Source organism: Pseudomonas sp. NPDC078700 (assembly GCF_044542375.1).
In the GTDB taxonomy this organism is placed as follows: domain Bacteria; phylum Pseudomonadota; class Gammaproteobacteria; order Pseudomonadales; family Pseudomonadaceae; genus Aquipseudomonas.
This window is the reverse complement of record NZ_JBITUI010000006.1, coordinates 26,023-39,154: the sequence shown is the minus strand read 5'-3', so window position 1 is coordinate 39,154 and position 13,132 is coordinate 26,023. Positions and strand designations below refer to the sequence as shown.

Here is a 13,132-nt window from a genome sequence, read left to right as displayed (position 1 = left end):
CGATGGATATCGGGACTATTCGCGGTATAGGTACAGCAGTGGTGTTCGTCGCCTTCATAGGTTTGTTGCTTTGGGCATTTAGCAAAAGACGCAAATCAGAGTTCGAGGACGCTGCCAATCTGCCTTTTGCCGACGATCCGAAACCAAGCGAGCGTGACGAGCAATCTTCCAGGAGCAATAACCAATGACCACTTTCTGGAGTTGGTACGTAACAATACTTTCACTCGGGACTATTTTTGCCCTGACGTGGCTGATTTTCGGCACACGTAAAGGCCAGACCAACGATGAAGTAACCAATGAAACAGTAGGCCACGCCTTCGACGGTATCGAGGAATACGACAACCCACTGCCGAAGTGGTGGTTTATGTTGTTCGTCGGCACCATCATCTTTGCCCTCGGCTACCTCGTCCTTTACCCTGGTTTGGGTAACTGGAAAGGCCTGCTGCCTGGCTTTGAATACCTCGACAACGAAGCTAAAACGCCTTTCGTCACCAACGTAGAAATTGCGGGTGGTCAAGAGCGTAATGCGGGTTGGACTGGCGTTCACCAGTGGGAAAAAGAGATGGCCAAGGCTGATGCCAAGTACGGCCCGATCTACGCCAAGTACGCTGCAATGCCAATCGAAGAAGTGGCTAAAGACGACAAAGCATTGAAGATGGGCGGTCGCCTGTTTGCTTCGCACTGCTCGGTTTGCCACGGTTCGGATGCCAAGGGTGCCTATGGCTTCCCTAACCTGACTGACAATGAATGGCGCTGGGGCGGCGAGCCTGAAACCATCAAGACCACCATCATGGGCGGTCGTGAAGGTGCAATGCCAGCTCACTTGCCAATCATTGGCGAAGAAGGCGTGCATAACGTAGCGGCTTACGTTCTGACTGAACTGGCTGGCCGTAAACTGCCAGAAGGCACTGAAGCTGATATCGCCGCAGGGCAAAAAGTGTTCAGCACCACGTGCTTCGCTTGCCATGGCGCAGACGGCAAAGGTACGCCGGCAATGGGCGCACCTAACCTGACTAACCCGTCAGCGTTTATCTACGGCACCAGCTATGCTCAATTGCAGCAAACCATTCGTTACGGTCGTCACGGCAGAATGCCTACGCAAAAGGACTTCCTCGGTAACGACAAGGTTCACCTGCTAGCAGCCTATGTGTACAGCCTGTCGCACAAGCCGGCAGCTCAGTAACACCCTCTTCCACCGGGCGCGACGGTCAGTCGCACCCGGTGGCTTGAGTCTCAGGCGTACCATAGCGTTATTAGAATGACCACGGCCGGCACGTATCGACCGAGGCACCCCATTTAACCGCTTGGGACGATCTGATGAGCCAGCAAATACCCGTTAAAAACGTCACCCCACCCGCCGCGAAAGTGCAGTCATCGACTGACCTCTATGCCAGCGCTGAAAAGATCTATACCCGTGCCTTCTCTGGCGTTTTTCGCAACCTACGTCGGGTCGGCGGCGCGTTTTTATTTCTGGTTTATTTTGGCACCGTCTGGCTCAACTGGGATGGCCGTCAAGCCGTCTGGTGGAACCTGCCAGAACGCAAATTTTATATTTTCGGCTCTACCTTCTGGCCACAGGATTTCGTGCTGCTTTCAGCACTGTTGATCATCTGTGCCTTTGGTTTATTTTTTATTACCGTTTTTGCTGGACGCGTCTGGTGTGGCTATACCTGCCCGCAGAGCGTATTTACCTGGATATTCATGTGGGGCGAGAAAGTCACCGAAGGTGACCGCAACAAGCGCATGAAGCTCGACAAAGCGCCCATGAGTGCCGAAAAATTTCTGCGCAAACTGGCCAAACACAGCATCTGGATTGGCGTCTCAGTCGCGACAGCCATTACCTTTGTCGGCTACTTCAGCCCGATCCGCGAGCTGATCCCCGACCTCTTTACATTCAACGCCAGCGGCTGGGCCTTGTTCTGGGTTGGCTTCTTCACTGTTGCCACCTACGGCAACGCTGGCTGGTTACGCGAGCAAGTGTGCATCTACATGTGCCCCTATGCGCGCTTCCAAAGCGTGATGTTCGATGCCGATACCCTGATCGTTTCCTACGACCCGCGTCGCGGTGAAAGCCGTGGCCCGCGTAAAAAAGGTGCCGACTATAAAGCTCAAGGGCTCGGCGACTGCATTGACTGCCACATGTGTGTACAGGTTTGCCCCACCGGTATTGATATCCGCGACGGCTTACAGCTTGAGTGCATCGGTTGCGCCGCCTGTATCGACGCCTGCGACAGCATCATGGAGAAGATGGATTACCCCAAAGGGCTGATCAGCTACACAACTGAACACAATCTATCTGGCCAGAAAACTCACTTGATGCGCCCCCGCCTGATAGGCTACGCCGTCGCTCTGGTTGCCATGATGGGTGTGTTTGCCTGGGCCGTAGCCAGCCGTCCACTGGTAGGGCTTGATGTGATCAAGGACCGTGTGATGTTTCGTGAGAATCAAGATGGCCATATCGAAAACGTCTACACCTTGAAAATCATGAACAAAGCGCAACACGACATGACGTACATCATCAGCGCCGATGGCATTGAAGGCATTGAGTTCGAGGGCACCACCCAGGTCAAAGCCGCTGCGGGTGAAGTTCTTTCAGTACCGGTTGGGCTTTCAATTGAACCCGAGAAACTGCCGTCAAGCGCCAACGAGATCAGCTTCCATGTGCGGGCACTTGAAGACGACAGTATCAACTCCAACGCTGACAGCCGCTTTAACGGCCCAAGTATCCGCTAATATTTAGGCAAGATAATGACCGAACAAACAGCAGTCGCCCCTTGGTATAAACAGTTCTGGCCGTGGTTCATCATCGGTCTTCTCAGTTTGTCCGTCGTCCAGGGCGGCTCTATGTTGATTTTCTCAATCAATAACCCACCGGGCCTGATTTCCGATAATTACTATGAAGTCGGCAAAGGTATTAATCAGTCGCTTGACCGCGAGAATCTGGCCAAACAGCTAAAAGTCGGTGCCAAAATCACGTTCAACAACGAAACCGGCGTGGTTGATATGCAACTCGAAGGCTTCTCCGGTCCCGGCGTATTGAAGTTGAATGTAATCTCGCCAACTCAACCTGAGCGTGACCGTCATATCACCATGCAAGCTAAGGGTGACGGCCATTACACCGGCAACCTGGAAGATGCTCTGCAAGGCCGCCGCTTTGTTGAACTCATTGGCCAGGAAGGCGGTAAGGACTGGCGCGTATTTGAGGAAGAAGTCCTCGAGTCCGGCAAGCCTATCCGCCTAGGTGACGATAAGTAATTCGACCTTGTGCAGCGCAAACATTGCGCTGCCCTACCCGGCTGGCTTAGTCATAAGCCAGCCGCATCTGCGACAAGACCCTTGATTAATGGCCAGTCCGACCCCTTGCTACCACTGCGGTTTGCCCGTTCCTGCTGGCGGCCAGTTCTTTGCTGAAGTACTCGGTGAACGCCGCGAGATGTGCTGCCCTGGCTGCCAGGCCGTAGCCGAAGCTATTGTTGCGGGTGGGCTGGAGCACTACTACAAACATCGCAGCGAGTCAGCCAGCAACCCGCAGGACCTGCCGCAAGCATTGCCTGATGAACTGCTGCTGTTTGATCGCCCTGAGGTACAACAACCTTTCGTCCAGCACCAGGGTGACCTCAGCGAAACCTGCCTGCTGATTGAAGGCATCAGCTGTGCAGCGTGCGGCTGGTTGATTGAAAAACATCTGCGCGCCATGCCCGGCGTCACGGATGCACGGCTCAACCTGTCTAACCACCGCCTTGTCGTCAACTGGCAGGACAGCCAAATCGCGCTGAGCCAGTTGCTCAATGAACTGCGAAGAATTGGTTATGCCGGTCACCCTTGGCAGGCCGACGAGGCAGCACAAAAACTTGCCAGTGAAAACCGCAAAGCGATGCGCCAGCTTGGCCTCGCGGGCCTGCTGTGGTTTCAAGTGATGATGGCGACTATGGCCACTTGGCCAGAATTCAATATCGACCTGAGCCCTGAACTGCATATGATTTTGCGCTGGGTCAGCCTGTTTTTGACCACGCCGATTATTTTCTATTGCTGCGGCCAGTTTTTTCGCGGCGCGTTGCGCGACCTGCGCACGCGTCACTTAACCATGGATCTATCGGTCTCCCTGGCGATTGGGGGGGCCTATGTGGCCGGCATCTGGTCAGCGATCACCGGCACCGGTGAGCTTTACTTCGATGCAGTCGGCATGTTTGCGTTCTTTTTGCTTGCAGGGCGATACCTTGAACGGCGCGCCCGTGAGCGCACTGCAGCGGCCACTGCACAGCTGGTCAACCTTCTACCAGCGTCTTGCTTGCGCCTCGATGACCAAGGCCAAAGCCAACGTATTTTGCTCAGCGAACTGCAACTTGGTGAGCACGTACTCGTACAGCCTGGCGCTTTGATGCCAGCCGATGGCTGCATCATCAGTGGTCAGTCGAGCGTCGATGAGTCGGTACTCACGGGCGAATACCTACCGCAACCCCGTTTTGAGGGTGACAACGTCACGGCTGGCACGCTTAACGTCGAAGGCCCGTTGACCGTTGAAGTACGCGCCCTCGGTGATGCAACGCGGTTATCGGCAATTGTGCGCCTGCTCGAACGTGCGCAAACCGACAAACCACGTCTTGCCGAGCTGGCGGACCAGGTCTCGCAATGGTTTTTGCTGTTTTTGCTACTGGCTGCTGCAGTCATTGGGGTTATTTGGTGGCAAATCGATCCATCTCGGGCCTTCTGGGTGGTACTTGCCCTGCTCGTCGCCACCTGTCCCTGCGCACTGGCCTTAGCCACACCGACTGCGCTCACTGCCGCCACCGGCACCTTGCATTCACTCGGGGTGCTATTGACTCGCGGCCATGTGCTTGAAGGCCTCAAGCAGATTGATACGGTTATTTTCGATAAAACCGGAACCCTGACTGAGGGCAAGCTCACGCTTAATGCCATTCACCCGCTGGGGACCCTCGATAGCGACAGCTGCCTGGCGCTGGCTGCGGCGCTGGAGAACCGCTCAGAGCACCCCATAGCCCGGGCGTTTGGCCGGGCGGCACAAGCCGCCGAACAGGTCGACAGCATGCCCGGACTGGGCTTGCAGGGCGTTATCAACGGTCGCCAATTACGCATTGGCCAAGCAGCTTTTGTCTGCGACCTCAGCCGCTCGCCAGTACCCGCCATACCTGGCGAAAACGGCCAATGGCTGCTGCTTGGTGACGAACAGGGCCCGCTCGCCTGGTTTGTCCTTGATGATCGCCTGCGGACCGATGCCCCCGAACTGATAGCAAGCTGTAAAGCTCGTGGCTGGGACGTACTGCTCTTGTCAGGCGACAGCTCACCTGTGGTTGACCAAATTGCCGAACAACTGGGCATTGCAGATGCCCGTGGCGGCATGACCCCGGATGACAAGCTCGCCGCACTTAACCTCCTGCACCAGCAAGGCCGGCACGTACTGATGCTGGGCGATGGTGTCAATGATGTCCCGGTGCTGGCTGGTGCAGACATCAGCGTAGCTATGGGTAGCGCGACTGACCTGGCGAAAACCAGCGCAGATGCCGTGCTTTTGTCCAATCGACTGGGCAGCCTGGTTGATGCCTTCAAGCTGGCTCAACGCACCCGGCGTATTATTATTGAAAACTTGGTCTGGGCCGCCCTGTACAATGGCTTGATCCTGCCTTTTGCTGCATTAGGCCTGATAACCCCTTTATGGGCAGCGGTTGGCATGTCCATCAGTTCACTATTAGTTGTGTTGAACGCTTTACGCCTTACCCGGCATTAACCCGCAAGCCAGCCTCACGGAGTCACCATGCCAGCGCTATACATACTGATCCCTATTGCCTTGATACTCGTCGCGTTAGCGATTTGGGTATTTTTCTGGGCGGTAGACAGTGGCCAGTACGATGACCTGGACGGCCCGGCGCATAGCATTTTGTTTGATGATGAAGACCCCATGCACAAAGCCGGTGTAGACGAAGCGCAAAAGCACGCTCAAAAGGACAACCCGGATGCTTGAGCTCACGCCGCTGTTGGTTTCGGCGGTGATCCTGGGCTTACTTGGTGGAGGCCATTGTCTGGGCATGTGTGGTGGATTGATGAGCGCCCTGTCACTGGCAATTCCGCCTGAGCAACGCAGCAAACGTTTTAGGCTGATGCTGGCATACAACCTAGGTCGCATCAGTAGCTACACCCTGGCAGGGCTGCTGATCGGCCTGGCAGGTGTTGCCGTCGCTTCGAGTCCTGCAGCGATGTTGCTGCGCTTCGCTGCAGGGATTTTGCTGATTTGCATGGGCCTGTACCTCGCGGGCTGGTGGAGCGGCTTGACCCGCATTGAAGCACTTGGGCGCGGCCTGTGGCGCTATATCCAGCCATTAACGCGACGTTTTATGCCCGTCAGCAGCATCCCCCGCGCCTTGATGCTGGGTGGCCTGTGGGGCTGGCTCCCGTGCGGTTTGGTTTACAGCACGCTACTCTGGGCATCCAGCCAAGGTAATGCACTGCACAGTGCGGCCCTGATGTTGGCATTTGGCGTCGGCACACTGCCGGTCCTCATCGCAACGGGCATGGCGGCTGAACGCATTAGCCGTTTTCTGCGAGTTAAAGGCGTACGCATGGCCGGAGGCTTGCTGGTCATACTCTTCGGTATCTGGACATTGCCTGGACCCCATCAGCACTGGCTGATGGGGCATTAATCGACGAGACACCTCCGTTGGCGCGACCGATTGCGCCTGCCTATGATCCAGATCAAGATCACCGCCACCCCGGACTTTTAAAATCTAGAGCATTTCCGTCTACCGAGAGCGGCCTTATGCTCGATGCCATCCAATGGAGCCCCGAACTGATCCGTCGCTATGATCATTCAGGGCCGCGCTACACCTCCTATCCCACTGCAATGCAATTTCATGGTGACATCGGCTCTGTCGATTTGCTGCGTGCGCTCCACGAAAGCAAGAACGCCCAGCGCCCCCTGTCACTGTATGTGCATGTGCCCTTCTGCGCGAACATCTGCTACTACTGCGCCTGTAACAAGGTCATCACTAAGAATCGCGATCGCGCCCAGCCTTATCTCGAAGCGGTCAGCCACGAGATCAGCGTTATCAGCAGCCAGCTCAGCCCCGGCCAAGTGGTTGAGCAACTGCACTTGGGTGGTGGAACGCCAACCTTTCTCAGCCATGATCAGCTACGCGGTTTGATGAGCGAGTTACGCAAGCACTTCACCCTGCTTGATGATGACTCAGGCGACTACGGTATTGAAATTGACCCACGTGAGGCGGACTGGGCAACCATGGGCCTGCTTCGTGAGCTTGGTTTCAACCGCATTAGCCTAGGCGTGCAGGATCTCGACCCGCTAGTCCAGCAGGCCGTAAACCGGATGCAGTCAGTTGAGCAAACCCGCGCCATTCTCGACGCTGCACATACCCTGCAATTCCGCTCAGTCAATATTGATTTGATCTATGGCTTACCGCTGCAAACACCTGAGCGGTTTGCCAAAACCGTGGCTGAGATTATTACCCTCCAGCCCGATCGTATCTCGTTGTTCAACTACGCTCACTTGCCCGAGCGTTTCAAGCCCCAACGCCGTATTTCCGAGAGTGACCTGCCCAGCAGTGCCGACAAGCTAAGCATGCTGCAAGACTCGATTGAGCAGCTCAGCGCAGCAGGCTATCGCTACATCGGCATGGACCACTTTGCCCTGCCGGATGACGAGCTCGCTATTGCTCAAGAAGAAGGTACGTTGCAACGCAACTTTCAGGGCTACACCACCCATGGACACTGCGACTTGATTGGTTTGGGCGTTTCCGCAATCAGTCAGATAGGCGATCTTTACTGCCAGAACAGCAGCGACCTCAACCTCTATCAAAACATCCTCGACAGCGACCAGTTAGCCACGCAACGCGGCGTGCTTTGCAATCCTGACGACAGAGTTCGCCGTGCAGTGATCCAGCAACTGATCTGCCATTTTGAACTGAACTTCGCTGATATCGAACAGGCGCACAACATCGAGTTTCAATCGTATTTCAGCGGTATCTTGCCTCAATTGCAGCAAATGGCTGAAGACGGTTTGATCGAGTTGACCGAGCAACAGATCAACGTACTACCCAGCGGCCGCTTGCTGGTCAGGGCGCTGTGCATGCTTTTTGATGAGTACCTGTGTGAAAAAAATCTGCAACGCTTTTCCCGGGTGATCTAGCGTCGCATAGCCCCCAAAACAATGGCCTCTACGCGACCATAAGTGCGGCCACACTCATCAACTGCTCATTGCTGAGGCTCTGCTGGCGCATCTGCGACACCAGAGATGCATTAGCGCTGCTGATAGCGCCATGCAGCCCCGCAATCTCAGAAGAAACAGCGTCGGCCTGGCGCTGAGATTCGGCTGTAGGTGCCTTGGCGAGTAGCGCATTGAGCTCCGCCCGTTTAGCCGCCAGTTCTGCGCGCAGTTGGCGAATCATTTTCAAGGTATTTTTAATGCTCTCAGGCAGATCGCTGTCATCAATATCCTGGTTTTTTGCCGCCTGTTTCGACTGTGTACTGCCCGCCTCCGATAAACTCACGCGTATACCACCACTGCCACCGGGCGCTTCACTTGGCCCAATCTTAGCTTGCCCGTCACCTGCCTTGATGTTCGCAAGACGCAGCGGTTTTCCAGGCAAACGGACGGCATCACCTATTCCAACCTCCATGCTGAAGCCTTCTATACTCAGCTGTTATTAGTGACTGTGTCGGCGGTTTCTTGTAAGACTTGAACCCTTAGTCAACTTGGCAATTGCTGGCTGGATAGGCCCCGCTCCTGTAATCTAAGGCTTTAGCACCGACCTCTAGGACTTTTTTCGATGACCGGAATCATCAAGATGCATACGCCCCATCAGGCTCACTGCAAAGATTGCAGTTTGGCCAGCCTATGCCTGCCACTATCATTGAATCTAGAGGACATGGATGCGCTTGATGGCATCGTCAAACGTGGCCGACCGTTGAAAAAAGGTGAGTTTCTGTTTCGCCAAGGTGACAACTTCGGTTCAGTGTTCGCCGTGCGCTCTGGCGCGCTGAAAACCTTTACCCTGAGTGACGCTGGCGAAGAACAAATCACTGGCTTTCATCTGCCCAGCGAACTGATCGGCCTCTCCGGAATGGACAGCGAAACCTATCCAGTTTCAGCCCTCGCCCTGGAAACCACTTCTGTCTGTGAAATCCCCTTCGAACGACTGGACGAACTCACCGCCAAACTGCCGCAGTTGCGTCGTCAACTGATGCGCATCATGAGCCGTGAGATTCGTGACGACCAACAGATGATGTTGCTGCTCTCGAAGAAAAACGCTGACGAGCGCATCGCCACATTCCTGGTTAACCTGTCGGCTCGTTTCCGCGCCCGGGGCTTCTCATCTCAGCAATTTCGCTTGGCCATGTCGCGTAATGAAATTGGCAACTACCTTGGTCTTGCTGTTGAAACCGTGTCCCGTGTGTTCACCCGATTCCAACAGAACAAATTGCTCGAAGCTGAAGGCAAAGAAGTCCACATCATTGACCCCATTGAGTTGTGCGCCCTTGCAGGCGGTAATCTCGACAGCTGAACGGCTGGTCTCAACCTCTCACTCGCTCCAGGATTACCATGATTTTCGATGAATTCAGCCTTAAAACCCTGATTCGCCCCGTGCAAGACTTTCCCAAGCCGGGCGTGGTTTTCCGCGATATAACCCCGCTGTTCCAATCGCCAAAGGCTTTACGCATGGTGATCGACAGTTTCATCCAGCGTTATATCGAGGCGGACTTCAGCCATATCGGGGTCATGGATGCACGAGGCTTTCTGATCGGTTCAATCGTTGCCTATGAGCTCAACAAGCCACTGGTGTTATTTCGCAAGCAAGGCAAGTTACCGGCAGATGTCATCAGCGAAGGCTATCAGACCGAATATGGCGAAGCCTTCCTCGAAATCCATGCCGACAGCCTGAGCAAAGGCGACAAGGTGTTGATGTTTGATGACCTTATTGCCACTGGCGGCACCTTGCTCGCTGCCGTGCAACTGGTTCGTCGCCTGGGCGCTAGCATCTATGAAGCAGCGGCAATTATTGATTTGCCAGAGCTAGGTGGCTCGCAAAAACTGGTCGATGCAGGCATACCGACCTTTGCTTTGACTGCGTTTGCCTTAGACGAACAGTAAACCTGGGAAATTGCACTGCACTTGACCACCGCTTGCATTCCCACTGACCCGATAATTGCACGGGTGCTGACTAAGCGTTTGCATTCGACTTGACCAGCACCAGGCGCATTGACGACAAGAAATACATCCGCCAATAGCTGCCTCCCGCGACCAACTTCTATCGAACCTCAGCGGCCCTTGACGACTGGCAAAAATCGGCCATAAGCGGTCACTCACCAAGGGCTGCCTCCGCTCAGAAGCAGTTATGGCCTAACGTTTGGTTAAGGAGCGGGCTTTAGCCCGTCCCAGTGAGCGCAGCGAGCGATTTGAACCATTTGTTAGCACTACAATAATGCGGATATGCCAGCAATAAATGCACTAAATACTGTGATGTGTGCAGAGATATTTTGCATAAAGTCTTTGTATGCCTCTTTAAAGCCCCCGGCCTGATGGCTGGCATGGATGCTGCGCAAAAAAATGGGGACAGATTTATTTTCCGTATTCTAAGCGTTCTTCTCTGGGCCGTTTTTTAGCCACGGCTAACCAGCTGCTTCTGGTCGAAAAGCGGCCTGACGTGACTGGCCGCTTTTGGCCGTTCTCTGCCTGTCGTCAACAGGGCCAAGTCCATGCAATTGCGCAGTAAAACCTCCCTGCACCACAAAACGCCCGTATTTTTAACCAAAAAACGGGCGCACCAGTTCTTCGGCTGAACAACATTTCCGTACTTAAGTTGGTCTGGCAAAACACACTTGGCCATAGTAGACCTCCCCTTGCGGCGCCTTCCTTGTCTTTATTGTGCCCTTTGGCATTCACCATGCATTGCAGGCCGGCCATTACTCGCTGACGCAGCACTGTCACCAGCCACAGGGCCGCACGTGAGGTCGATGCTATTCTCTTTGGCACCGAGTGCAGCCCAACAGCACGGTGCAATGGATTCTTCGGCCGTGCTTGCGTTAACTTGCCCGACACGTGGCCCAAAAAACCACAGGTCATAGTGCCTTCACGACTGCCGACACCCGTATCCATTGTTGTTGATGGGCCTATGGGCAACAACTCGATGGTTTATGTGATTGAGTCGCAAATCCAGTGCATACCAGGTGCATTTGCTGCGCTGAAAGACATAACCTTCAAGACTTGGAAGTTAAAAGGATGCCTTCAATTATAAGTTGCAGCGCAGACCCGGCCGTACGCGATTGAATAGCCGAGGCTGCACAAATTGCCAGTCAGTTCCGCTGGTGGCGGTTCCCCAGTGGTCACACGCTGTTTTGACCCAATGGCTTATCACTTGGGCCGCAAGCTTCCCGCGCATCCAGCGCAAAGTAGTGCTGCATTAAAGCCCCAGGAGGCGCATGCATGAAATCGTTTGAGAACAAAGTCGCCGCAATAACCGGGGCTGGCTCTGGTATAGGTCGAGCACTGGCTTTCGAACTCGCCCGCCAAGGCTGTGCATTGGCCTTGTCTGACGTTAATCCAAAAGCCCTGGCTGAGACGGCCGAACAAGCCCGCCAACTCGGGGTAAGGGTTGAACACAGGGAACTGGACGTAACGAACCGCGAAGCCATGCACGCTTGGGCGAATGAGGTGGTGACGATTTTTGGTCAGGTCAATGCCATTTTTAACAATGCAGGTGTTGCCCAAAGCGGGACAGTTGAGAGCAATGACTACAGCGATTACGAATGGATCATGGGCATTAATTTCTGGGGTGTAGTCAACGGCACAAAAGCCTTTCTACCTCACATAAAGGCCTCAGGCGTTGGTCACGTCGTCAACCTGTCGAGTATTTTCGGTATTTTTTCTCAGCCCGGCATGAGCAGTTATAACGCCAGCAAATTTGCGGTGCGCGGCTTTACCGAATCACTGCGTCAGGAGTTGGATATGGCCAACTGCGGCGTCTCCGCCAGTTGCGTTCATCCGGGTGGGATCAAAACCAACATCGCCAATACCGCACGCACAAATGCCAGCATGCAAGCCTTAACAGGACAGAGCAACGAACAAGCAAAGCAACAGTTCAATGACAAGTTGGCGCGCACGACTGCACAGCAGGCTGCGCAGGTCATCATCAAAGGCGTATTAGCCAACAAACGCCGAATCCTGATTGGCGGTGACGCCTACGCACTGGATCTGTTGCAACGCCTTATGCCTTCGCTGTATCAGCGACTGCTCACAGGGCTGATGAAAATGGGCTTGAAACGCAGCGCCAAGCAGATGATCAACGCGCACGACAACACATGAATAGATTGCCCTGACTTGGCTAGCGAAGTGGCTGGCGTGGCTGCTTGCGTAACGGCTCGAGCAACTCACTCAAGCCGTTATGGTCAATCTCTTGCATCAGTTGCAGCAACTGACCAATTTGCCCCTTTGGAAAGCCTTCACGCGCAAACCAGTTAAGGTAGTGGCCAGGTAAGTCAGCAATCAGCCGACCTTTATATTTGCCGAATGGCATTTGCTGGGTCACCAATAACTGCAAGTCTTCAGGTTTCATCACAGCCCAATCTTATGCATTTGAACCACCGATTATGCCAAAGCATTGGCTTTCGTGCAGTGCCATTAAGCTGTTCGGCAAGTCAGCCAAGGCAAACTCAGGTAAGATTCGGGTCCGCAAATTTCCACCCTGGATACTTACCCATGTTCATCTCAGCCTTACGCAATGGCTTAGGCCAGATTATTATTTTTATCGACTTCATCACCCGCCCGCGCAAAATGCAGCGTTCGCCTGAGGCTCAAGCAGCGGTAGTTAAAGCGGCGTCGAACTTGTCTCTCTATCAGTTCAGGGCTTGTCCGTTCTGCGTAAAAACCCGCCGCACCCTGCATAAATTGAATGTACCCATGCAGCTACGTGACGCTAAGAATGATGCCCAGGCCCGCGGAGAATTGCTTGAGCAAGGCGGCAAGGTTCAGGTGCCTTGCTTACGCATTGAGGAAAACGGCCAAAGTACCTGGCTGTATGAGTCGAAAGCTATTGCTGCTTACTTGCAGGATCGCTTCGTCGCGGCATAAGCAAAACGGTGCGGCCAGTTAAGACCGCGCCGCATCCGCCCT

General features: G+C 54.4%; 14 protein-coding genes. 12 read left to right on the top strand and 2 right to left on the bottom strand.

What is annotated here, in order from left to right:
• Nucleotides 1-2 precede the first annotated feature (2 nt).
• From ACIGCM_RS19050 to hemN, 8 genes are all read left to right on the top strand, one after another.
• The gene (locus ACIGCM_RS19050; RefSeq protein ID WP_397503625.1) at nucleotides 3-188 is read left to right on the top strand and encodes a cbb3-type cytochrome oxidase subunit 3; all 186 of its coding nucleotides are present in this window, start codon (nucleotides 3-5) and stop codon (nucleotides 186-188) included.
• A complete protein-coding gene (ccoP, locus tag ACIGCM_RS19045) occupies nucleotides 185-1,183 on the top strand; it encodes a cytochrome-c oxidase, cbb3-type subunit III (RefSeq protein ID WP_397503624.1) in 999 nt (332 codons plus the stop codon). Before ACIGCM_RS19050 ends, ccoP begins: the two co-directional genes overlap by 4 nt.
• A gap of 134 nt (nucleotides 1,184-1,317) precedes the next feature.
• On the top strand, nucleotides 1,318-2,733 hold the full coding sequence (gene ccoG, locus ACIGCM_RS19040; protein ID WP_397503623.1) for a cytochrome c oxidase accessory protein CcoG: 1,416 nt from the start codon (nucleotides 1,318-1,320) through the stop codon (nucleotides 2,731-2,733).
• Nucleotides 2,734-2,748: 15 nt separating this feature from the next.
• Nucleotides 2,749-3,255 (top strand): FixH family protein, encoded by a 507-nt coding sequence (locus ACIGCM_RS19035; protein ID WP_397503622.1) that lies wholly within the window; start codon nucleotides 2,749-2,751, stop codon nucleotides 3,253-3,255.
• Between the two features lie 88 nt (nucleotides 3,256-3,343).
• On the top strand, nucleotides 3,344-5,743 hold the full coding sequence (locus ACIGCM_RS19030; RefSeq protein WP_397503621.1) for a heavy metal translocating P-type ATPase: 2,400 nt from the start codon (nucleotides 3,344-3,346) through the stop codon (nucleotides 5,741-5,743).
• Between the two features lie 27 nt (nucleotides 5,744-5,770).
• Entirely contained in the window at nucleotides 5,771-5,977 is a 207-nt protein-coding gene (gene ccoS / locus ACIGCM_RS19025) for a cbb3-type cytochrome oxidase assembly protein CcoS (protein ID WP_397503620.1), read from the top strand.
• A complete protein-coding gene (locus ACIGCM_RS19020; RefSeq protein WP_397503619.1) occupies nucleotides 5,970-6,653 on the top strand; it encodes a sulfite exporter TauE/SafE family protein in 684 nt (227 codons plus the stop codon). Before ccoS ends, ACIGCM_RS19020 begins: the two co-directional genes overlap by 8 nt.
• Before the next feature lie 116 nt (nucleotides 6,654-6,769).
• Nucleotides 6,770-8,152, top strand: coding sequence for an oxygen-independent coproporphyrinogen III oxidase (gene hemN, locus ACIGCM_RS19015; RefSeq protein ID WP_397503618.1), 1,383 nt, complete (start codon nucleotides 6,770-6,772; stop codon nucleotides 8,150-8,152).
• 28 nt (nucleotides 8,153-8,180) lie between these two features.
• On the opposite strand, the gene ACIGCM_RS19010 is transcribed toward hemN, so the two are convergent.
• Nucleotides 8,181-8,642 carry a hypothetical protein gene (locus ACIGCM_RS19010; RefSeq protein WP_397503617.1) on the bottom strand — a complete coding sequence of 154 codons (462 nt, stop codon included), beginning with the start codon at nucleotides 8,640-8,642 and terminating at the stop codon, nucleotides 8,181-8,183.
• Nucleotides 8,643-8,792: 150 nt separating this feature from the next.
• Here ACIGCM_RS19010 and fnr point away from each other — a divergent pair, with 150 nt between their 5' ends.
• From fnr to ACIGCM_RS18995, 3 genes are all read left to right on the top strand, one after another.
• On the top strand, nucleotides 8,793-9,527 hold the full coding sequence (fnr, locus tag ACIGCM_RS19005) for a fumarate/nitrate reduction transcriptional regulator Fnr (protein ID WP_397503616.1): 735 nt from the start codon (nucleotides 8,793-8,795) through the stop codon (nucleotides 9,525-9,527).
• 38 nt (nucleotides 9,528-9,565) lie between these two features.
• Complete coding sequence (locus ACIGCM_RS19000) at nucleotides 9,566-10,114, top strand: adenine phosphoribosyltransferase (RefSeq protein ID WP_397503615.1); 549 nt, start codon at nucleotides 9,566-9,568, stop codon at nucleotides 10,112-10,114.
• Nucleotides 10,115-11,446: 1,332 nt separating this feature from the next.
• On the top strand, nucleotides 11,447-12,325 hold the full coding sequence (locus ACIGCM_RS18995) for an SDR family NAD(P)-dependent oxidoreductase (RefSeq protein WP_397503614.1): 879 nt from the start codon (nucleotides 11,447-11,449) through the stop codon (nucleotides 12,323-12,325).
• Between the two features lie 19 nt (nucleotides 12,326-12,344).
• Here the strand turns inward: ACIGCM_RS18995 and ACIGCM_RS18990 are convergent, their stop codons facing one another.
• On the bottom strand, nucleotides 12,345-12,575 hold the full coding sequence (locus ACIGCM_RS18990; RefSeq protein WP_397503613.1) for a DUF3820 family protein: 231 nt from the start codon (nucleotides 12,573-12,575) through the stop codon (nucleotides 12,345-12,347).
• 143 nt (nucleotides 12,576-12,718) lie between these two features.
• On the opposite strand from ACIGCM_RS18990, the gene ACIGCM_RS18985 reads away from it, so the two are divergent.
• A complete protein-coding gene (locus ACIGCM_RS18985) occupies nucleotides 12,719-13,090 on the top strand; it encodes a glutaredoxin family protein (RefSeq protein ID WP_397503612.1) in 372 nt (123 codons plus the stop codon).
• The last annotated feature ends 42 nt before the right edge of the window (nucleotides 13,091-13,132 follow it).